This is a genomic window from Martelella sp. FLE1502, assembly GCF_053484255.1.
In genome coordinates this window covers 191,755-213,270 of record NZ_JBAKFQ010000005.1, presented here as the reverse complement: position 1 = coordinate 213,270, position 21,516 = coordinate 191,755, and the positions used below count along the sequence as shown (strand labels likewise).

17 protein-coding genes are annotated in these 21,516 nt (G+C 62.1%); 4 read left to right on the top strand and 13 right to left on the bottom strand.

Features of this window, described 5'->3' with window-relative positions:
* The first annotated feature begins 52 nt into the window (after positions 1-52).
* Entirely contained in the window at positions 53-475 is a 423-nt protein-coding gene (locus V6767_RS06990; RefSeq protein WP_448472795.1) for a secondary thiamine-phosphate synthase enzyme YjbQ, read from the top strand.
* Between the two features lie 11 nt (positions 476-486).
* Here the strand turns inward: V6767_RS06990 and V6767_RS06985 are convergent, their stop codons facing one another.
* On the bottom strand, positions 487-1,095 hold the full coding sequence (locus V6767_RS06985; protein WP_448472794.1) for an NAD(P)H-dependent oxidoreductase: 609 nt from the start codon (positions 1,093-1,095) through the stop codon (positions 487-489).
* Positions 1,096-1,187: 92 nt separating this feature from the next.
* On the opposite strand from V6767_RS06985, the gene V6767_RS06980 reads away from it, so the two are divergent.
* On the top strand, positions 1,188-1,802 hold the full coding sequence (locus tag V6767_RS06980) for a TetR/AcrR family transcriptional regulator (protein WP_448472793.1): 615 nt from the start codon (positions 1,188-1,190) through the stop codon (positions 1,800-1,802).
* 9 nt (positions 1,803-1,811) lie between these two features.
* Here V6767_RS06980 and V6767_RS06975 read toward each other — a convergent pair whose 3' ends face one another.
* Positions 1,812-2,666, bottom strand: coding sequence for an SDR family oxidoreductase (locus V6767_RS06975; RefSeq protein ID WP_448472792.1), 855 nt, complete (start codon positions 2,664-2,666; stop codon positions 1,812-1,814).
* 266 nt (positions 2,667-2,932) lie between these two features.
* Here V6767_RS06975 and ampH point away from each other — a divergent pair, with 266 nt between their 5' ends.
* Positions 2,933-4,036, top strand: coding sequence for a D-alanyl-D-alanine-carboxypeptidase/endopeptidase AmpH (ampH, locus tag V6767_RS06970; RefSeq protein ID WP_448472791.1), 1,104 nt, complete (start codon positions 2,933-2,935; stop codon positions 4,034-4,036).
* Between the two features lie 51 nt (positions 4,037-4,087).
* Here the strand turns inward: ampH and V6767_RS06965 are convergent, their stop codons facing one another.
* The 6 genes from V6767_RS06965 to V6767_RS06940 all read right to left on the bottom strand — a co-directional run bounded on the left by V6767_RS06965 (position 4,088) and on the right by V6767_RS06940 (position 11,088).
* Positions 4,088-5,182 (bottom strand): ABC transporter ATP-binding protein, encoded by a 1,095-nt coding sequence (locus V6767_RS06965; protein WP_448472790.1) that lies wholly within the window; start codon positions 5,180-5,182, stop codon positions 4,088-4,090.
* Between the two features lie 11 nt (positions 5,183-5,193).
* Positions 5,194-6,075, bottom strand: coding sequence for a carbohydrate ABC transporter permease (locus V6767_RS06960; RefSeq protein ID WP_448472789.1), 882 nt, complete (start codon positions 6,073-6,075; stop codon positions 5,194-5,196).
* Between the two features lie 3 nt (positions 6,076-6,078).
* The gene (locus V6767_RS06955; protein ID WP_448472788.1) at positions 6,079-7,149 is read right to left on the bottom strand and encodes a carbohydrate ABC transporter permease; all 1,071 of its coding nucleotides are present in this window, start codon (positions 7,147-7,149) and stop codon (positions 6,079-6,081) included.
* Between the two features lie 311 nt (positions 7,150-7,460).
* Complete coding sequence (locus V6767_RS06950; RefSeq protein WP_448466378.1) at positions 7,461-8,726, bottom strand: ABC transporter substrate-binding protein; 1,266 nt, start codon at positions 8,724-8,726, stop codon at positions 7,461-7,463.
* A 402-nt stretch (positions 8,727-9,128) separates the two neighbouring features.
* On the bottom strand, positions 9,129-10,109 hold the full coding sequence (locus V6767_RS06945; RefSeq protein ID WP_448472787.1) for an aldo/keto reductase: 981 nt from the start codon (positions 10,107-10,109) through the stop codon (positions 9,129-9,131).
* Positions 10,110-10,206: 97 nt separating this feature from the next.
* Positions 10,207-11,088: an aldo/keto reductase gene (locus V6767_RS06940; RefSeq protein ID WP_448472786.1), complete on the bottom strand. Its 882-nt coding sequence runs from the start codon at positions 11,086-11,088 to the stop codon at positions 10,207-10,209.
* 301 nt (positions 11,089-11,389) lie between these two features.
* On the opposite strand from V6767_RS06940, the gene V6767_RS06935 reads away from it, so the two are divergent.
* Positions 11,390-12,055, top strand: coding sequence for a sulfotransferase family 2 domain-containing protein (locus V6767_RS06935; RefSeq protein ID WP_448472785.1), 666 nt, complete (start codon positions 11,390-11,392; stop codon positions 12,053-12,055).
* A gap of 6 nt (positions 12,056-12,061) precedes the next feature.
* On the opposite strand, the gene V6767_RS06930 is transcribed toward V6767_RS06935, so the two are convergent.
* The 5 genes from V6767_RS06930 to V6767_RS06910 all read right to left on the bottom strand — a co-directional run bounded on the left by V6767_RS06930 (position 12,062) and on the right by V6767_RS06910 (position 21,191).
* A complete protein-coding gene (locus tag V6767_RS06930; protein WP_448472784.1) occupies positions 12,062-13,183 on the bottom strand; it encodes a transporter substrate-binding domain-containing protein in 1,122 nt (373 codons plus the stop codon).
* A 20-nt stretch (positions 13,184-13,203) separates the two neighbouring features.
* Entirely contained in the window at positions 13,204-14,358 is a 1,155-nt protein-coding gene (locus V6767_RS06925; RefSeq protein ID WP_448472783.1) for a calcium:proton antiporter, read from the bottom strand.
* A gap of 149 nt (positions 14,359-14,507) precedes the next feature.
* A complete protein-coding gene (locus V6767_RS06920) occupies positions 14,508-18,674 on the bottom strand; it encodes a translocation/assembly module TamB domain-containing protein (RefSeq protein WP_448472782.1) in 4,167 nt (1,388 codons plus the stop codon).
* 104 nt (positions 18,675-18,778) lie between these two features.
* Complete coding sequence (locus V6767_RS06915; protein ID WP_448472781.1) at positions 18,779-20,701, bottom strand: autotransporter assembly complex protein TamA; 1,923 nt, start codon at positions 20,699-20,701, stop codon at positions 18,779-18,781.
* Between the two features lie 208 nt (positions 20,702-20,909).
* Entirely contained in the window at positions 20,910-21,191 is a 282-nt protein-coding gene (locus tag V6767_RS06910) for a glycine zipper domain-containing protein (RefSeq protein ID WP_230721098.1), read from the bottom strand.
* Positions 21,192-21,516 lie beyond the last annotated feature (325 nt).

Below are 21,516 nucleotides of genomic sequence, written 5' to 3'. Positions count from 1 at the left end.
GCCGGCCGGGGGTTTCGACGGGGCCGCCCGTTGCGAAAACGCGGAGGAAATCATGCCCCAGACCAGCCTGACCATCGAGACAAGCGGCCAGGGCCTCTACGAGTTCACCGAGGAAGCCGCGCGGTTCGTGCGCAACGAGGCGATGAACGAGGCTCTGCTGACGGTGTTCGTGCGGCATACCTCGTGCTCGCTGCTGATCCAGGAAAACGCCGATCCCGACGTTAAGCGCGACCTGAGGGCCTATTTCTCGCGGCTTGCGCCGCCGGCAAATGACCCGTCGATGGGTTATCTCGTCCACCGCCTCGAAGGCCCGGACGATATGCCGGCCCATATCAAATCGGCGCTGACGCAGGTTTCGGTTTCCATCCCGGTTTTCGACGGGCGGCTCGCGCTCGGCACGTGGCAGGGCATCTACCTGTTCGAACACCGCGACCGCCCCCACCGCCGCGAGCTTGTGCTGCATCTGTCTCCCTGAACCGGGACTCGCTATCGGGCCTTGCCCGCCAGAGCGCCCACCTTGTCGAGCCATTTTTCGCGTTGCTTCGGGCTGGCGTTTCGCGCAACGGCAAGGTTCGAAACATGCACCGGCGCAAAGCCGACATAACCCAGAATCTGACGCTTGACCTGTTTGACGATGCCGGCGCCGAGGAACAGGCGAAGGTACCAGGACGGCGTATCCGATGTGATGAAGACGCGTGCGCTTTTGCCCTTCAGCAGCTTGTCCGGCAGGCTCGCCCCCTTTTTCGGTGCGAACGCTTTGCCGGGCAGTAGCACGCGATCGAACAGACCTTTCAGCTTTGCGGGCATACCGCCCCACCACAAGGGATGCGCGACGACAAAATGATCGGACTGCGCCAGCGCAAGCCAGAAGCGTTCGAGATCCGGTTCCAGCTTCGGGGCGTTCTTGTAGCTCGATTGGCCGAAGTCGCTCTCAAACCGCATCGCCGCAAGGTCGAAGCGTTCAACGTGGTGGCCGGACTGACGGGCGCTCATTTCATATCGATCGGCAATCATGCTCGAGAGACTTTGCCGAGCCGGGTGACCGTTGAGGATGACAATGCGTTTATGCGCAGGCGCTGCCGACCGATTTTTCATGGGGGACTCCTAAAAAATGACCGTGGTCACTTTATATAGGAGCTACTATCATCGCGATTCAACAGAAAAATGACTTCGGTCATTTTATTGGCATGAGCAGAAAACCACAGAAGCGAACCCACGAAACGAAAGCGCGCATTCTCGAAGCGGCAAGGCAACTGACGGAAGGAAGGCCGTTCGATGCGGTCTCGATGGATGCCATTGCCCGTCAGTCGGGCGTCGCGAAGGGCTCCCTTTTCGCGCACTTCACCGACAAGAACGGTCTGTTGTCCCATGTGGTGGCGGAGCGCCTGCAGGCGATTGTCGATGACTGGGAGCTGGAAAGGGCCGACGGCAAATCCCGGCTTGAAGAACTCCTCGAACGGAGCATGGCGCTGGTCGATCTGCTGAGCGCGGATCGCGCGGTTCTGCAGATCTATCTGGACTATTCCGGCGCGACGTCTTCCAACGTCTCGGCGCCCTTTTCGGCCAGTCTCGAGGCGCTGGAAAACCGGTTGTTTTCGTTTTTGTCGCATTGGCGCGAGGCTGGCGGCGGCCCGTTTGCGCTGAGAACCGATCTGGATGTCGCAGCGCTCGCCTCCGGCGTTTCGGCCTTTGTCACAACTGCGGCCATTTACCGGGCGTGCGAGCGGATAGGCTCGCGCGCCGAGTGTATCGCGCTTCTGGAAAGCCAGTTCACGGCCTGGCTGGAGGGCCCTATGGCGTAACGGGCGGGTTTAGCCGCCCACCAGCTCGCCGCCATTGGGGTGGAGCACCTGGCCGCTGATATAGGAGGAATCCTCGCAGGCGAGGAACAGCAGGCTGGGGGCCACCTCATTGGGTTGACCAGGGCGCCCGAGCGGCGCGCTCTTTCCGAATGATTCCACCTTTTCCTCGGGGAAGGAGGCCGGGATCAGCGGGGTCCAGATCGGGCCGGGAGCCACGCCGTTGACGCGGATGTTGTCGGAGGCGAGATTGCCCGAAAGCGCCCTGATCAGCGACAGCAGCGCGCCCTTGGTCGAAGAATAGTCGATGAGCAGCGACTGGCCGCGATAGGCGGTGACGGACGTCACCAGAATGATCGACGCGCCGGATTTCAGATGCGGCCGCGCGGCCTTCAACAGGTGGAACGCGCCGAAAATATTGGTCTTGAAGGTGCGGGTGAGCTGCTCCTCGGAAATATCGGCGATGTCATCCTGGGCGTGCTGTTCGGCGGCGTTGTTGACCACCACGTCGAGCTTGCCGAAACGTTCGATGGTCTTGGCCACGAGGTCTTCGGAGGTTTTCGGATCGCCGATGTCACCGGCGAAAATGAAGGCCTCGCCGCCTTCTTCTTCCACATGTTTCAGCGTGATCTCGGCGTCCTCGCTTTCATCCTTGTAATGGATGGCGAGCTTCGCACCCTCGCGCGCAAACAGGATGGATGTCGCCCGCCCGATGCCGGAATCGCCGCCGGTGATGATCACGACCTTGTCCTTCAGCCGGTCGGAGCCCGCAAAGCGCGGCCTATAATCCGGCTGCGGATGCATCTCCTCTTCCGAACCGGGTTGTTTGTTCTGAACCTGTCCTACGGGTGCCTTCGTGCCGGCCATGAGCCTGTCCTTTTCCTGAAACATCCGGCGCGGTCTCCGCGCCTGTCTTTGTGCTAAAGCGATAAGGCGGGCATGTTGTTCCAGCCGTCGGGATACCGGGTACTTGTTGAAGGTTGCCGAATAAGCGGCTGGCCGCCCCGGTCGGTTTTCCCGGCATTTCTTCGCGAAGTGTGTTAGCTTAAGCTTATATGCCTGATGAGGGAGGGGCTCCGGCATGGATCCTCTGCGACAGCGCGCCTTTTTGAAAACAGAAGATTGGAGCTCAAATGAGATATGCCTTTGCAGCAATCGCACTTCTGGCGGCAACGCCCGCCGCCGCCAGCGATCCGATACTGGATGAGGCCGTCGAGTTTACGGGCCAGATCTTCCAGCTCGACACCGGCGTACCGGGCCTCGTGATAGCGGCGGTTCGCGGCGGCGAGAGCGCCGTCTTCGGCTTCGGCGAGATCGCCAAGGGCAGCGGGCGGGAGCCGGATGGCGACACCAGGATCGGCGTCGGGTCGGTGACCAAGACCTTTACCGGCCTTTCTCTGGCAACGCTTGCCGCGGATGGCGCCGTCTCGCTCACCGATCCCGTCGGTCCGCATGCGCGCGTGGTCGATGCGCTGCCCGAGACGGCCGGCCGGGAAATCCGGCTGATCGATCTCGCCACCCATTCGAGCGGCTTGCCGCGCGAGCTTGCAGACGTCGATGGCGTCGAGAAATACAGCGATGAATCCTTCGCCGCCAATCTTTCCGAAAATCCGCCGCTGTTCGCGCCGGGCAGCGGCATCGCCTATTCCAATGTCGGATTCGACGTACTGGCGATGGCGCTTGCCGACATTGGCGGGCAGGACTATGCGGCTCTGCTCAAAGCCGGTGTTCTTGATCGGATCGGTCTCATGTCGACGAGCTACGACCGGCCCACGGGCGAAAACGCCATGACCGGTTATGACTGGAACGGAAACGAAATCGATCCCGGCGAACCGATTGTGAACCGCGAGGGGGCTTCGGGCCTTTACACCACGGCCAACGACATGGTGCGCTACCTGCAATGGAATCTCGACCGTTTCGGAAAGGATGACGCCGAAGTCCGCGCCATCAGCCATGCGGCCTGGCTGATGCGCGATGGCCTCGACCCGGTCATCGGCATGGATGAATCGGGCCATATGAACGCCATGGGGCTCGGCTGGGTGATCATGATGCCTGAGGGCGACCGTCCGCTGATCATCCAGAAGGCCGGCGGCACAAATGGCGTGTTCAGCTATTTGGCGTTTGCGCCGTCGCGCGATGTTGGCGTGTTCATTGCCATCAATCAGTTCAATTTCGCGGCGGGCATGGAAATGGCGGGGATGGTCAACGATCTCATCGGCACTCTCGCGCCGCGCTGAACTGAGCCGTCGGGAAGGCGAATGTCGCTTTCCCGACGCCCTGGCTTTCGCTCAGGCTGAAGTCGCGCGGGCCTCGCTTTCCACCGGAAACAGATGCGCCTTTTCCGGATCGAATACGAGCGTGATCTCGCTTCCGGTCGCAAGCGGGCGATCTTCGGCGAGCGCGGCGACGATGCGCCCGCCGCGGGAAAGCTCGACATTGATCACGGTCTCGGTGCCGAGCCGCTCCACCAGCGTGACCTTGCCGTGCAGCCCGCCCGCCGTGCCGCTTTCCACGACATCGAGATATTGCGGGCGCAGGCCGAGCCGGGCGGTGGCCCTGCCGGCGAAGTCGAAGCGCGTCTTCGGAATGGTGACCGGGTCGAGCGCCTCCGACCTGACGGTGATGCCGTCGCCGGTGGTCTCGATGATATCGACATCCATGAAGTTCATCGAAGGCGAGCCGATGAAGCCGGCGACGAACAGGTTGGCGGGCTCATGGTAAAGCTCCATCGGCGTGCCGACCTGCTGGACCACGCCATCCTTCAGCACCACGATCCGGTCGGCCAGCGTCATCGCCTCGACCTGGTCGTGGGTCACGTAGATCATGGTGGCGTCGAGCTGGTTGTGCAGCTTGCCGATCTCCATGCGCATATCCATCCGAAGCGCCGCATCGAGATTGGAGAGCGGCTCATCGAAGAGGAAGACGGAGGGATTGCGCACGATCGCGCGGCCGATCGCCACCCGCTGGCGCTGGCCGCCGGAAAGCTGCGAGGGGCGGCGGTCGAGCAGGTGCTCCATCTGCAGGATTTTCGCTGCCCGCTGCACCGCCTCCTCCCTCTCCTTCTTCGGCACGCCGGCGATCGTCAACCCGAAGGCGACGTTTTCGCGAACCGACATGTGCGGGAAGATCGCATAGGTCTGGAACACCATGGCGATGCCGCGCTCCTTCGGCTGCAGGTCGTTGACGCGGCGGCCGCCGATTTCGAGCGTGCCGTCGGTAATGTCCTCGAGCCCCGCGATCATTCTGAGCAGCGTGGATTTCCCGCAACCGGAAGGCCCGACGAACACGACGAATTCGCCATCCTTGATATCGAGATCGACGCCCTTGATGACCTCGACCTTGCCATAGGACTTGCGGACCGATTTGAGCGACAGTTCTGCCATTTGTTTCTCCCTCAGCCCTTCACGCCGGTCGACGCGATCGATGCGATGAATGCGCGTTGCAGCACCAGATAGAAGGCCAGCACCGGCACGGTGATCAGCGACAGATAGGCCATGACCTCGCCCCACGGCACGTTGAGCTGGAAGAAGTAGCCGAGCCCGACCATGATCGGCCGGTGGGCCTCGTCCTGCACCACGATCAGCGGCCAGAGATATTGTTCATTGTACATTTTCAGCGCTTTCAGAATGGCGGCGGTGGCGATCACCGGGCCGGAAAGCGGCATCACCACGCGGCGGTAGATCTGCCACCAACTCGCTCCTTCCGCGCGCGCGGCCTCGATCAGCTCGCGCGGCAGGTCCTTGAAATACTGCACGAACAGGAAGATCGTCAGCGCATCGGCGATCCACGGGATGATCTGGACGCGGTAGGTGTTGAGCCAGCCCCAGGAAAAGCCGTCAAGGCCGAGCCAGGGCAGGCGCGAGACGAACAGGAGCAGCGGAATGGCGATCGTCTCGAACGGAATGATCAGAGTGGCAAGCACGATTGACAGCACCACCGCATTGCCGCGCCACCGGACGAAGGTGAACGAGAACGCGCCGAGCGAGCACAGGAACAGCGAGGCCAGCACGGTGATCGTGGTGATCATCACCGAATTGAACACGAACAAGCCGATCGGCGCGCGGCGGAACGCGCCGGCGTAGTTTTCGAGGCTGATATCGCCGACGGGCAGGAAGGCGCGCAGCGAGGACGTGTCGTTCAGAAGCTGGTTGTCCGGCTTCAGCGATGACATCACCATGAACAGCAGCGGCAGCAGGAACACCAGCGCCACCAGCACCAGGACGAGATAGCGGATGGCGAGCCTGAGGCCGTGATTGTCATGCTTGACGTTGGCCATGGCTCAGTTCCTCTCCCGGGTGAAATAGCGCTGCGCCAGCGAGATCGCGAGCACCAGCACGAACAGCACCACCGAGATCGTCGAGCCGCCGGAAATATCCTGCCGCCCATAGCCGCGCTCGACGGCCTGGAACACCAGCGTCTGCGTGCTGTCGAGCGGCCCGCCCTTGGTCATCACGTCGATCTGGGCGAACACGGCGAAGGCCTGCATGGTGATCACCACCAGCACCAGAACGGCGGTGTTGCGCAGCCCCGGCCAGGTGACGTAGCGGAAGGTCTGCCATTTCGACGACCCCTCGATCGCGGCTGCCTCGTAGAGCGTCGGCGGTATCGTCTGCAGACCGGCAAGCCAGATCACCATGTGGAAGCCGACCGCCTGCCAGATCGACATGGCGATGATCGAGCCGAGCGCGGTATGGGTATTGCCGAGCCAGTCCACCGGCTGGAACAGGCCGAAGGTCAGGCCGGATAACAGCGCGTTCAAGAGCCCGTCATTGCCGTCATAGATGAACCGCCAGAGCAGCGACACGACCACGATCGACACCACCACCGGCATGAAGAACACGGCCCGGAACACATTGACGCCGCGTATGCGCTGGTTGATCAGAAGCGCCAATCCCAGCGCCAGTCCCGCCTGCACGGGCGCCGTGACCGCCACGAAGATCAGCGTGTTGACCAGCGCGCGCATGAACACCACGTCGCGCGCCACCACCACATAGGCGGCATTTCCGGCATGGACGCGGAACCATTCGCGCATGCCGAAATACTGCGGGTAGTCGTCGGATCGGGTGAGGGAGCGTACGCGCGGATATTCGAGATTGCCGTCTTCATCGCGCGCCAGACTGCCATCATCGGCGGTTTCCGGTTCCAACTTGATGACATTGAGGCCCAGCAGGTCGCGATAATTCTCCGCGCCGACATAGCGCGTCGGATTGGGCGAAATCAGCCGCTGGTCGGTGAGCGAGAACGCGATCGCCAGAAAGAACGGAAGGATGATGAACAGGCCGATCAGCAGGATCGAGGGCGCCGCAAAAGCCCACCCCGCCCCGTTATTTTCCGTCAGTTTCCGGCTCATGTGTCTGTCCTGTCTTTCGCCGCGGGCGTGCTTGATTTCACAAACGTCATTCGCTGTATGTCGGACGACAAACGCCCGCCCTTTACTCCGCGTCACCCTCGGGCTTGACCCGAGGGTCCAGGCGGCAACCTCCGTCGTGGGAATGGATCCTCGGGTCAAGCCCGAGGATGACCCGGCGAGGAGGAGAGGCATCGCACAGCCGCCGCTCCGTAAATTCACCAAAATCTTCTCGTCCCGCGGAAGGGGGAGATTGGCGCGCAAGCCGCCTTCCCATCAAGCCAAAGGGGCCAGCCGAAGCCAGCCCCTTCCCCTTAACCGCCATGGCCGTAGCCTTGGTTGCGGTCGATGTCGGTGTCGATCTCGTCGACAGCGCCGTCGAGCGTATCGGCGACATCCGCGCCATTGGCGATATCGGCGATCGCCTTCTGGAACACGCTGGTTTCAACCACATAGCCGGGCGTGACCGGCCGCAGTGTTCCCTGCGCATCCGAAAGCCCGTAGAACACGGCAAGCGGCGCGCCTTCCTTATAGAAGTCAGACATGTCGGCGGCAGCCTGCGTGGCAGGCACGAGACCGATGCCGTTGGAGAAATCCGCCAGATACTGGTCCTGAATCGCGAATTCGATGAAGGCAGCGGCCCCCTCCGGATGCTCGGAGGATTCCGAAATGCCGAGCTGCCAGCTCGCCGCGCCGATCTTCGGACCCTCGCCGAAATCGGGCGCGGGCAGGAACACAACGTCATCGAAGGCATCAAGCTTGGCGCGCGCCGTCCAGTTGCCGTTCCAGTCGATGGCGTAATCGCCGTTGATGAAGCCGTTCTGGTGGTCTGCCGGGTCCTGGCTCGGCCCGGGCGCAAGACCGCGTTCGAACAGCGACTGCCACCATTCGCCGAACGCAATCGCCGCCTCGCCGTTCAGCACGCCCTCGGCGCTCTGGTAGTCGGAGCGGTCGACAAGGTCGCCGCCGAAGGATTGCAGGAAGGGCAGGAAGGCATAGGTGTACCACTCGCCGGCATCCGCCATGCCAAGGTTCAGCGGATATTCGAAATCGCCGCTCTCCTTCAGCTTGACCAGAATGTTGTCGAATTCCTCGGCCGTCCAAGGCTCTTCCAGCGTCGGCTTGCGGATGTCGTATTTGTCGAGATAGGACTGCCGGGTCATCATTGCGAGCGCTGCGTCCCACAGGCCCACGGAGTAGATCTTTCCGTCCCATTCGCCGATCGCGCCGGGCAGGAAGCCTTCGAGCTTCGATTCATCAATCGGCAGCGGCTGCATATAGCCGGACCATGCCCAGTTCGGCATGATCGGGCCGTCGACATCAATGATATCCGGCAGATTGCCGGCAAGGGCTGCCGCCGTCACGGAATCATTGTAGGAATCCTCGGGAAAGCTTTCGAGCACCACTTCCCAGTCATCCTGGCTTTCGTTGAAGTCGGAAACGATGTTTTTCAGAATGCTCGATTCCGTCTCGTTGCCGGCGCCGTGATACCACATCGTCAGTTCCGTCGCCGCAAAGCCGGTCGCGGGCAGCGCCGTGGTCGCCATCAGCGAGGCCAGGATGAAAGCTGTCTTCTGCATGTTATCTCCTCCGATAAACTGCGCTCAGGCGGAATTGCCTGGAAGGCGCGGTGGCGTGGCCACCGCAGTGAACGGTCTTCGGGAGGGAATGCCGCGCAAGCGGCGGGCGGGACTGTTCCCCGGCCGAGGCCGGGACCCACGAGGGAAGAGGTGGCGGGGGCCTTCCGGCGCACAGACGAACGGTGAAACGTTCCGCGCGCGCGTCATGTCATGACACCCTCCCCGTGCCAGGACAAAGCCACCCCGCCAGTGTCCTGCCAGAGGCGGGACACATCTGATGGTTAACGGATTACTAACACGAAAGTTCCCCCGGGCTCAACCGGCGGGCGCAATCACTTCCGCCACCGGTCTTCGACCCGGCTTGACCGGTGCGGGGACCCGATCGAAATAGCGCGCCGGCTGCTATTTGAAGCCCATGACGCGGTGGGGAATATAGGGCGCCTCGAGCCGCGAAATCTCGTCCTCGGTGAGGGACAGTTCCAGCGCGCCCGCGGCATCGTCCAGATGATGCGGCTTGGAGGCGCCGATGATCGGGGCGGATACGACTTTCTTCGACAATACCCAGGCCAGCGCCACCTCAGCCATCGGCACGCCGCGTTCCTTGGCGATCGCCTCAACGGCCTCAACCACCTTGCGGTCAGCCTCGGCTGTCTCGGCAAACAGCGTCTTGCCGAATTCATCGGTCTCGGTGCGGTTGGTCGCGGTGTTCCATGGCCGGGTCAGCCGGCCGCGCGCCATCGGGCTCCACGGAATGACGCCGATGCCCTCGGCCTCGCACAACGGCAGCATTTCGCGCTCTTCCTCGCGGTAGAGCAGGTTGACGTAGTTCTGCATGGTCACGAATTTCGTCCAGCCATTCGCCTTCTGGGTGGCGAGCATGGTGGCGAACTGCCAGGCATGCATGGAGGAAGCGCCGATATAACGCGCCTTGCCGGCCTTCACCACGTCGTGGAGCGCTTCCAGCGTTTCCTCGATCTGCACGTCGTAGTCGAAACGGTGGATCTGGTAGAGATCGACATAATCGGTGCCGAGCCGGCGCAGCGAATTGTCGATTTCCTGCATGATCGCCTTGCGCGAAAGGCCCGCGCCGTTAGGTCCTTCATGCATGCGGTTCATCACCTTAGTGGCCAGAACGATCTCCTCGCGCCGGGCGAAGTCCTTCAGCGCGCGGCCGACGATTTCTTCCGAGGTGCCGGCGGAATAGACATTGGCGGTATCGAAGAAGTTGATCCCGTCCTCCACCGCCTTGCGGATGAAGGGCCGGCTTTCCTCCTCGGTAAGCGACCATGGATGGCTGCCCTGGTCGGGCGCGCCATAGGTCATGCAGCCAAGGCAAAGGCGGGAGACATCGAGGCCGGTGCGGCCGAGCTTGACGTATTTCATGGCAGGAAATCCCCGTTTTCGTCAGGGTTGACGATATTTCCGCCGCCGGCAAGACGAAAATGCAGCCGGCGGCGCTGTGGCTTTTCGAGGTCGCGGATCAAGCCGCCTTTTCGAAGGCCTTCCTGCCCTCGGTATCGAGGGCCGCGAACTCCTCGTCCGACAGCGTGATATTGGCCGCCGCGACATTTTCCTCCAGATGCTTGACCTTGGAGGTGCCGGGGATCGGCAGCATGACCGGGCTGCGCTTCAGCACCCAGGCAAGCGCGATCTGGCTCGGGGCGGCGTCGTGCTTCGTGGCGATCTCGTCCAGCAGCGAGCCCTTGTTGGCAAGGTCGCCGGCGGCCAGCGGGAACCACGGAATGAAGCCGATATTGTTTTCCGCACAGTAATCCAGCACCGCCTCGCTGGTGCGGTCGACCAGGTTGTAGCGGTTCTGGACGGTGGCGACGGGGAAGATATTGTTGGCGGCCTCGATTTCGGCGACCGACACTTCGGATAGCCCCGCATGGGCGATCAGGCCCTCATCGAGAAACTCCCTGATCGCGCCGAACTGTTCGTCGGCGGGCACCTTGTCGTCGATGCGGTGAAGCTGCCAGAGGTCGATCTGCTCTACGCCGAGGTTGCGCAGGCTCTTGTGGACCTGCTGGCGGAGGTATTCCGGACGACCGAGCGGGATCCAGGTATTGGGTCTGGTGCGGGTCAGTCCGCCCTTGGTCGCGACTTTCACCTCGTTGTAGGGATGGAGCGCTTCCTTGATCAGCCATTCTGAAATGTCGGGGCCGTAGCTGTCGGCGGTATCGATGAAGTCGACGCCGAGCTCCGGCAGGCGCTTCAGCGTGGCGAGAGCGCCTTCGCGGTCATCGGGTTCGCCCCAGATGCCCTTGCCGGTGATCCGCATGGCGCCATAGCCGAGGCGATTGACCTTCAGCTTGCCGCCGATGGAAAATGTGCCGGCCTTGTCGGCGATTTTGTCAGCCATTATTGTCTCCCGTGTTGGACGAGGTCTGTGCCGTGAGGGCGGATGGGGAATCCGTTTTCGAAACAGGTGGGTCAGTGAAGCCGGGCTTTCAAGAGGAGTGCCGGTACACCGCGGTTGACTCCATAAGACGGAGGATCTTTCCGATTTTATCCGAGAGCGGATCAACCGAAACGAATATTCAGAATTTCAATGCTCTAATAGATAGGTATATTGAAATATTAATTCAATTTTATGTTGTATTCTTTCGGCAATGATGTTTTCATCAATGCAAACATGATTTGATTGTCTACGGTCAGGTCCTATGCCAATTCTGCGGTTTCGAGACCGGGTTTTCCTGTTTGTCCATATTCCCAAATGTGGCGGTGTGTCCATCGAGCGCTATTGTTTCGAGAGCGGCATCAAGATTGCCTTTCTGGACAACGCCTATTTTTCCCTGCCCGCTCCTCAACGATGGAATGTCTCCTCTCCCCAGCATGTCGATGGCTATTCGCTAGCGCGCATGTTTCGCGCCGATTTCTTCGATGGTTGTTTTGCGATGGTCCGCGACCCTGCCGACCGGCTGCGAAGCGCCTTTGCTTTCCAGAAAAATGTCGAGAGAAAAATACCGCCACAGATGACTCTCGACGCCTTTGTCCGCGAACGGTTGCCGGATGCCGCATGCAAGATCGGGGCCTACGACAATCATTTTCTGCCCCAGACCCATTTCATTCCGCCGAACTTCCCATTTTACATCTTCAAACTCGAGGCCGGCATGACGGCCATCAAGCGCCATATCGATCAGGCGGTTTTTGGCGCCGATGTCGCCAGACAGATCGGCCATTTCAACAAGTCCGTTCAAAAAGGTGAATCGGATCAAGAGGAATATTTCCTAGGCAGGGAAGCTACATCCATGGTCGCTGAAATCTACAAGGATGATTTCCAGAAATTCGGCTATCCATCGATCGTACGTCCGCGCGCGGGCGCCTGAAGGGCTTTACCGCTCATTGCCGAAATACTGCTGCGCCAGGTTGCGCACTACGCCATCCTCCTGCAGCGCCAGGAGGCGCACGGTGATCGGCTGGATCAGCGTGTCCTGACCATAGGGCAGGGCGAAGCCGAACTTGTCGGGCGCGAAGATGCGACCGACGACATCGAGGCCGAGTTCGGGGTTCTGGGCCTTGAAATATTCCAGCACCGGCGCATCGCCGACGATCGCGTCGATCTCGGCGCTGCGCAGCGCCGTGACGGCATCGTCCATGCCGGTATAGGTGATGAAGTCGATGCCGTTGCGGCGCATCCGGGTTTCTGCGGTCGAGCCCCGGAACACCCCCACGGTGCGGCCTGGCAGATCGTCCGGCCCGGTGATGTTGCCGGTGATCGCGATACTGGTCATCACGCTGGTGACCGACGAGGTGATATAGGCAACGACGGCGATGCCGATGATCAGCCAGAAGGCCGAGAAGATCTTGCCATACCACCCGAATAGCTTGGCGCGGCCGGGAAGCGTGCCCCGGGTCACGACCAGCATCACGGCATAGAAGCTTTCAGCTATGCCTTCGCGCCAGCGTCTGGGAAAATTCTTGTCGAAATGGCGGTCGAATACTGTCAACCCGACCGTGCCGATGAGGATGAACACGAGCAGCCAGGCGTAGTAGCGCAGGTAGCCGGCCTCCGCGAGACCGTTCCAGACATTGACGAGTGACGACGTGGTCCGGTTATCGATCATGATGCGCAGACCAGAGTCAAACCAGGGTTGCGTGAAATCGACCAGTTCCGCGCGTTCCTCGGTAATCGAGATCGCGCCGACCGCGACATCGACCTCTCTCGCCGCCGTCGCCGCGAGCAGGTCGGCGACGGTCTCATATTCGACATAGGTCGGCTGGATGTTGAAGCCTTCCTCGATCTCCCGCCAGAGTTCGCTCGCCATGCCGGTAATGGTGCCGTCGTCATGTTTGGTGATGAAGGGCGGCAGGACGCGATAGCCGACCCTGATCTGCAGCGGTTCGCCGGTCTGCTGGCTGAGGGAGGGGCCGGCCGTTCCGCACAGCGCCAGAAACATCAATGAAAACAGAAGGCCCCAACGGTGGGGTTTCAGGCATTGGCGTGCTTTTGACATCTGTCGGGCGGTCCTTTCGGTTATCCCCTGTAGATCAGGAGAAGGAAGGCGACGAACAGCAGAAAATGCACCGCGCCCTGCAAAAGATTGGTGCGTCCGCTGGAGAATGTGACGATGCTGACGACGAGGATCAGCACCAGAAGCAGCGCCTCCGTCGGCGCGAGGCCGAGTTGCAGGTTGAGGCCAAGCGCGCTTGAGACCACCAGCATGATCGGCACGGTGAGGCCGATCGTGGCGAGCACGGAGCCGAGGAAAATGTTCACGGAGGATTGCAGCCGCTTGTCGAGCGCGGCCCTGACCCCGCTAATGCCTTCCGGCGTGGTGACCAGGATGGCCATCAGCACGCCGCCGATCACGCCGGGCGCGCCGTGGGATTCGATGATATAGTCGACCGGCTTGGCGAGCTGTTCGACCAGATAAACCACCGGCAGGATGTAGCAGAACAGCAGCGCGACGCTCAGCCACAGCGGGCCGGAAGGCTTCCGGTGCTCTTCGGCGTGCACATTACCGTCATCTGTCGGCTGGGCGAAATAGCCGCGATGTCGTCCCGTCTGCATCATCAGGAAAATGAAATAGAGCCCCGCCGCCATCAGGCCGACCATCACCTTTTGCAGGTCGCTCAGGGTCGGGCCTTCGGTGGAGCGGGTGAAATTCGGCAGGATCAGGCTGAACACGGCGAGCGGAATGATCACGCCCAGATAGGCGTTGGCGCCCTGCAGGTTGAAGGTGAGCTCGCGATGGCGCAGTGCGCCGAGCAGCAGCGAAATGCCCAGCATGCCGCCCATGATGATCATCACAACGGAAAACAGCGTATCGCGCACCAGGGCCGGATTGTTCTCGCCGTTGAGCATCACCGCGGTGATGCTCAAGACCTCGATGCCGGTGATCGACAGCGTCAGAACCAGCGTGCCGAAGGGCTCCCCCAGCCGCTCGGAAATCGCCTCGGCGTGGCGCACGACGCCGATGGCGGACGCTAGGATCACGAAAAAGAACCAGGCGAGCAGAAAGCCAAGCTTCGCCGGATGGCCCATGTCGTGAAAAAGCCTGTCTTCGAATAGGAAGGCGATGATGCTGGTGACGATGGCGATGCCGAGAACGCGCTCGCGTCTGACGAAGGCGATAAGGGAGGGCTGCCCCGCGGTTTCGGGCGCGCTATGCTCGCTGGTCAAGGGCATGCCTCCTGATATCCGACGTTTCCGTCGCTCTGGCTATTCGATTGCCATGTTATCGCCATCTTTTCAACTGGCGAGCGCTTCCGGCGGCGCTTCTCGCGGGAACAGAAACCGCTACTTGGCGCTTGCCTCGTGCCGAGGGTGGACCGGGACTAGTATTCCTTCTCGTAGAATATGCCGCCGGAAGCCTCGCCCCGCGATCCCGCCGCTCCCTTCAGGATAAAGTTGCGGCCGATATCGATGTTGACGCTCGCCCGCGTGCCAGTGTCCCGGCTCTGCTCGATCTCGAGATAGGTGTTGCTGTTCAAGTACTTGCCGACGCTGACTGCGGTATTGCCGGCCGAATCCGTCGTCAGGTCGAGATTGTCGACGCCGAGCACGTCGCGGATCGAGCCGAACAGCGATTGCTCCGTCCCGCCCGTCAACTGAATGACCGCATCGGCGAGCTGGGCGATCTGGAGCGCGGAGAGCTGGGAGGAGGACTGGTTGAACAGCAGTTGCGCCAGGATCTCGTCATCCGGCAGCGCCGGCGTCGAGCTCAGCTTCACCTGCGGGTCGTTGGCCACGCCTTCCAGCGCGATGGTGATCGCGGTGGAGCCGGCATTGGTGTTGGCCCTGAGGTCGATCATCGGGATCAGCGCGCCGCCGAAGGTGATCCGCCCTTGCGTGAAATCGAGCCTGCGGTTGAGGATCGAAAGCCGGCCGCGGATCAGGTCGAAGCCGCCGCTGACGACCGGGTTCTGGGTCGTGCCGGTGATCCGCACATTGCCGCCAAGCTCGGCGTCGACGCCGCGCCCGCGCACGAAGATCGCGTTGGGGGCCGAGATCGTGAGGTCGAGCGCCATGGTGGAGCGGGCTTCGCTGGCCTGAGGCGGAGAAAGCTCCTCCGCCTGCCTGAGAACGGCCTTCGACGCGTCCTGATGCACGATGTCGATCTGCGATATCGAGGCCGGCAGCCGGTCGGGAATGACGATCGCCGTGCGGGCGAGCGTCAGCCGGCCGGCAAGCGTCGGCTGGGTCAGGATCGGCCCCTCCAGCGTCAACGTGCCGTTGGCCGTGGTCGTCAGCAGTCGTCCGTCATTGATGACTGCATTATCGGCAACGAGCTTGAGCGATGCGGGAAAGCCGCCGGTCAGGCCGACGCTGCCGCTGATGGTGAGCGTGCCGCCGGCGGCAAGCCTGCCGGTGATGCCGTCGATCTGCACCTGGTCGCCGGAAAGGGCGATGCGGCCGCCGATATCGTTGAGCGAAATGCCGCGCCTGATGTCGGTCAGCGCGCTGATGGCGAGGTCGACGCCGCCGGAATAGCTCGGGCTCGTCAGCGTGCCGCCGACCGTCATGTTGACATCCGCATTGCCGGAAATGGCGAAACCGGAATTGGCGGCAAGTGCTGCGGCGATCTGCATCGGCAGGCGGCCGTTGATGGAGAGATTCAGCGGCTTGTTGCCGGTGAGTCCGACCGTGCCGGTCGCGCGCGCGTTAATGCCCTGCGCATTGGTGATCGTGGTGTCGGTCGTCACCTGGCTGCCGTCATAACGGCCGGTGGTGGTGATGTTGAAGGGCTGTCCGCCAAGTGCGCTCGTCTGGGCCAGATTGCCGTTGTCGAGGCGGAGATTGTAATCGGCCGTGGGGTTCGCGGTGGTGCCGCCCGCCGTTACCGTGCCCGAGATCGTGCCGCTGGCGCCGAGCGAGGGAACGAACTGGTTGGCGATCGCGGCGGAGACGCCGTTGATATTGGCCGTCAGGTTCAGCCTGTCGCCGACGCTGCCGTTCACGGCCACGGTGCCGCCGCCGATGCCGAGCCTCAGGCTTTCAATATTGGTCGTGCCATTGGCGATGGTGATCCGCCCGGGTTCGACCAGCCGCAGGCCGAGGCCCATCGGCGAGCCTTCGAGGCGCATGAGGTCGATCGTGAGCGTATCCCCGCGGTTCACGGCCGCTTCAAGCGATACCTGCTGTCCGTCGTAGCGGGCCGCGAGATCGAACGTCGTCGTGGTGTCCTCGTTGCTGGCGGTAAGCGTGATGTCGGTGACGGTCTGTCCCGCAACGGCGACGGAACCGAGCGTGATCTTGCCGCTCGCCTTCAGCGCCGCGACATCGGCAACCGTCATGTCGGCGTCGAGATTTCTTGCCGTTATGCCGTTGGTGGTGATGCTGTCGCTTCTGGCGTCGATCGACAGGCCGAGCCTGTCATTGGCATTGTCGAGCGCGATGCGGCCGGAGATCGCGCCTTCGGCCTTCTGACCGGCAAGGCCGGCGAGCAGCTTCAGATCCGGGAAATCGAAGCTGATGCCGCCGGCGGGCTGGAACTTGCTGTTAAGGGTTATATCGCCGGAAAGCGTGTTCTTGCCGACCGCGCCATCAATGCCCGCGATCTCGATCTGGCCGTCATTGGAGGTGACGTTTGCCGACAGCGAAAGCGGAGCACCAGCATAGCTGCCCTTGGCGGTGAGCGCGCCGGAGGGCGACGTCATGTCCGCCTTGCCCTTGATCGTGGCGACGAAATTCTCAAGCGTCTCGCCGGTGATGTCGAGACTGTCGGCTCTCACCGTGGCGTCGATCTCGGGCGCGGTCAACTCGCCGCCGATCGTGGCGTCAAGCACGGCCGAGCCCTTGACCTGCGGCGCGAGCCGTCCAAGTTCGGCGACCGTCGCCTTCAGCGTCGCATCGATCGTCCCTCCGGTGACGCGGACATCGCCGCCGGCCGTCAGCAGCCCGTTTTCAACCTCGAGATTGGAGAGCGCCACGGCGCCGGAAGCGGTCGAGACGAAGAAATCGCTCTCGATCCAGGTCATGTCGTCGATCAGGCCGGCGGCCGCGTCGGGAAGCGCGTCGGCGAGCACGAACAGTCGGGCGTGGCCGGTCGCCTCCTGCGTTTCGAGATCATAATCGACATTGGCGGTGGCGCCGATGCTGCCGCTTTCGAGCGCGATATCGTCGAGCTTCACGGTCCCTTTCGCAAGCGTCACCCGCGTCTTCAGCGAAAGCGGTGCCTCGATCATCCGGTCGAGGCTTGGGTCGCTGAATGCCAGGCTTTCAAGCGAAAGGCCGACGTTGAAAGCGCCGGTGCGGTTGGAAAGATCAAAGCCCTTGCCGTTGGCGGCCAACGAGACGCCGCTTGTCGAAAGCTGCGGCAACGAAAGCTGGGAGAGCGTGACGGATGCCGAAAGGTCCGCGCTTTCCGCCGCCCCGTGCAGGCTGACGCTGGCGTTTTCCAGAGAAAGCGACAGCGTGCCGTCATCGCCCATTGGCATGTAAAACGGCACGGAACCACCATTGACGCCCTCAAGCGCGACCTCAAGATCGTTTTCGCCCTTCGGATCATAGGCGCCCGAAGCGTTCAGCACGAAACTGCCGGTCTCGATCTGGCCCCTGCCGATCGCGATCCGTCCGCCGGGATAAAGCGTCGCCTGGACATCGATGCCGGTCTGCCCTTCGACAAGCGACTGGAATTCCGGCGGGGTCAGCGCGGCGAATTCGCCCTGGCCGGTCACGGTAACGGTGCGCTCGTCCTTTTCGTTCAGCTGGTGGCGGACGTCGATTTCGCCGAGCCTCTCCCCGGAAAGCGCGGCCGTCAGCCGTCCCTTCCAGTCCGAAAGCGGGCCGTCGCCATCGATCGCGATGTTGAGCGCCGGCGTTCCGGGCAGCTTCAGCAGGGTCGCGACCATGCCGCCTTCCGGCTCGTTTACCTCGGCGGTGATGTCGAGGAGGTTCTCGCCCGGCGCATAATCGATATCTGCCTTCACATAGGTGCCGGCGCGGGCGCGATGCTCGATGTCGAGCGCGGTCGAGATCCGGTCGGTCACGGCGCTCACATGGCCGGAGGCGGAAAGCGGATAGGCTTCGCCCACAACGGCCTCGGCGATGTCGATCTGCGGGAAATCGAATTTCTGGATATCAATGCCGATCGGCAGCGAAAAACCGCCGCTCGATTGCGCCTTTTCCGGCGCCGGCTTGCCCGGAACGGGAAGGCGGGCAAGCGAAACCGTGCGCGCCGACAGGTTTTCTGCGGCAAAGCGTCCCCTGAAGAGCGCCATCGGCGACCAGTCGAGCGCGATGCCCTCGACCGTGGCATAGGGCCCCTTGACGTCGGAGATGGTGACGCTGTCGACGGTGAAATTGCCGGTCAGCGGCGCGCTGACGCGACCCACATGGACGGCGAAATCCGGGGAGGCGATCCGTTTGGTGATCTGGCGGACGGCGAAATTCGCGCCGGCATCGGTATAGCCGATCAGGATGACCGCTGCGGCGACAATCACGATCACCAAAGCCAACAGGCTTGCCACCACCTGAAACAGTCGTTTGAAGAACACCGCCATGAAACTCCTCGGGCGCAATTTTCCTTAAGCATTTAGAGCGATTTGCGCGCTTTTCCAATCATGCCATGAAAGGCATGAATGCATCGTCAATTGCAAGGAGGGCGCTAGAAACTCTGTCCGATACCGGCATAGATGCCGTAATGGTCGCCGCCGGGATAGCGGTCAAGAGGAACGGCGACATCGAGGCGGATCGGGCCGAAGCCGGTCAGATAGCGCACGCCGATGCCGGCGCCGGCGCGGATATCGGAAAAGTCGGGGAACTGGTCGGCAGAGACATCGGCTGCATCGATGAACGGCACGACCTGGATGTTTTCGGTCACGCCGATGCGGGCCTCCAGCGTCGCCTCGACATAGGAGCGGCCGCCGGTCTCCTCGCCATTGGCGAGCCGCGGCGAGATCGATTTGTAGGCATAGCCGCGCACGCTGCCGCCGCCGCCGGCATAGAAGCGGTCGTTCGCGGGAATGTCCTTGAGGTCGCCGCCGCCGACAATGGTGCCGGCGCCCACGCGGGCGGCAAGGGTGAAACGGTCATCCTCGCCCGCCGAGAAATAGGTCGAGCCGACGGCATCGAAGGAGGTGAAGAAATTGCCGCCCAGGAAATCATAGGAAGGCTCTGCCGTGGTGATCAGGTAGATGCCCTCGGTCGCATTCAGCGGATCGTTCCTCGTGTCGCGGTCGAAGCCGATCGGCGCGGATAAGGTCAGATAATCCTCGGTGCCGAAGGCGTCCTTGATGTGCGAATAGTCCAGCGTCAGGCCGGCGCTGATCGTGTTGTACTCGTTCTGCTCATAGGTGTAGCTGACGCTACCGGCCACGGATTTGGCGTTATAGGCATCCGGGTTTTCCGTCGCGGTCAGCAGGCTTGCGGTAAACATGCCGGACGGATGGAACAGGCCGGGCTTGGTGAAGGTGATGCCGCCGGCGAGATCGAGCGAGTTGACGCCGTAATCGTCCGAAGCGCCGATCCGGGAAACGCCGGCCTCCAGCCGCAGGCCCTCGGCCTGGCCGAACAGGTTGCGGTGGCCCCAATAGCCTTCGAGCCCGAGACCGTCGATCGACGATACGGTGGCGCCAAAGCCAAAGTAACGGAACTTGCCGTCGCGTACCGTGATCGTCGTCGGCAGCTGGCCGTTGTCGTCCAGCGCGCTCGCCGTGGTGATCGTCACAGAATCGAAGGTGTTCAGCGAGCGCAGCCGGTTGGCGGCGGCGGTGAGTTGCTCGGGCGAATATTGCTCGCCGGGCTTCAGCCGCGAATAGCGCCGGATGAAATCGGGTTCGACGGCCTCCGACCCTTTCACCGCGATCGACCCCAGATCGGCGACCGGACCGTCTTCGGCGCGAATATCGACATCAACGGTGGAATTGGCGTGATCGGCGATCACCTCGCGCCGGGTGATGGTCGCGAACGGGTGGCCCTGGTCCTTGAGCTCAGTGGTGATCTCACGTGCGGCCGCGAGGATCGTGGTCGAATAGGCAGGTTCGCCGGCCACGAGATCGAGCTTTGCAGGGTTGAAGCTTGCCGGCGCACCCTCGAGATTGATCCGGGCGAAGGTAAACATCGGCCCGGCCTCGATCAACACGTTGACGGGGACCGGGTCCTCGCGTCCGAAATTGGGCAGGCCGACGATATCCTCGATCGACTGACCGTTGACGGTGATATTCACAAGCCCGCCATAATAGGCCTTCTCGAACAGCGAGCCGACGAGAATCTGCAGGTCGTCGCGCGCCTTCACCAGTACGCCGAGATCGCCGTCGACCGGCTGGCGCTCGTCGCTGACCAGCGCCGAGCGCCTGCGCAGGAAGCTTTCCAGCTCGCTGTCGCCGCCGGTCACGCTGAATGTCACGGTATAGTGGACGGGGTCCTGGATGGAGGAGATATCAACCTCCTCCTCGCCCCAGAGATGGATGCCGAACAGGCTGAACGCCTGCGCCTCGCCGCTGGCGGCGAAGATCGCAACGGATATCGCCGGCAGCAGTTTGAGTGCGCGGGATATTCCTGAACTTTGCCGTTTTGAACGGGGTACCATCTTCAACTCGAACCGGATCGCAAAATGTACATATGCGATAAAATATTAGCAGGTTTCCAAATGCATAGCCCAAGAAAACCGAAAACCCGGCAACAGCATTAACCGTTGGTTACGGTCGCTGTATGTCGGGTCTGGTTTGCCATGGACAATCGCCGCAATTGACGCGCCTTGGCCGAGCCGCCTCCTCTAAAGGCGGCGGCCCTATGTCTTAGCGATAGCCGGGGGGGCAATCGTCGGTGTATTCGCGGCCGTAGCGGTCACGATAGTAGCACTTGCCGGGCTGGTTCTCGACCGCGCGGCCAACAAGAGCGCCTGCGCCTGCGCCGATTGCGCCGCCGACGAGCGCGCCGCCGAGGCCGCCGCCGTCAATTGCCGTGCCGACCAGGGCGCCGGTGCCGGCGCCGATGGCCGCACCTTCCTGGGTGGGCGTGCAGGCCGTTGCCGCAAGCGAAGCAACGCCGATCACAATTCCTGCAAAAATCTTTTTCATGATTTCCTCATCACCTTTTGCGCTTTGGTTCCGCCGCGATCCGACCGCTCCATTGTCCCGGACCTGATCGCCGCCGTCCCTCACATGCAGCCTGCGGCCGCTCTTCCAACACATACCCGAATAGCGTTCCGGCGAAAAGCAAAAAGGTCTTCTCCCGGCCTATTACGCCTTAGGTAGATGCTTAATGTCCGGGGGAATGATATGTTCCATATTTCTGAAAAATCCGAATCTGTGCGGCAAATTGACCCTGATCAAGTTTTGCCGAGGCGGTTGCGCGTAGGTAAAGTTTGGAATAGTTCAAACTAAGGGCTGATTGTCGCAGGAT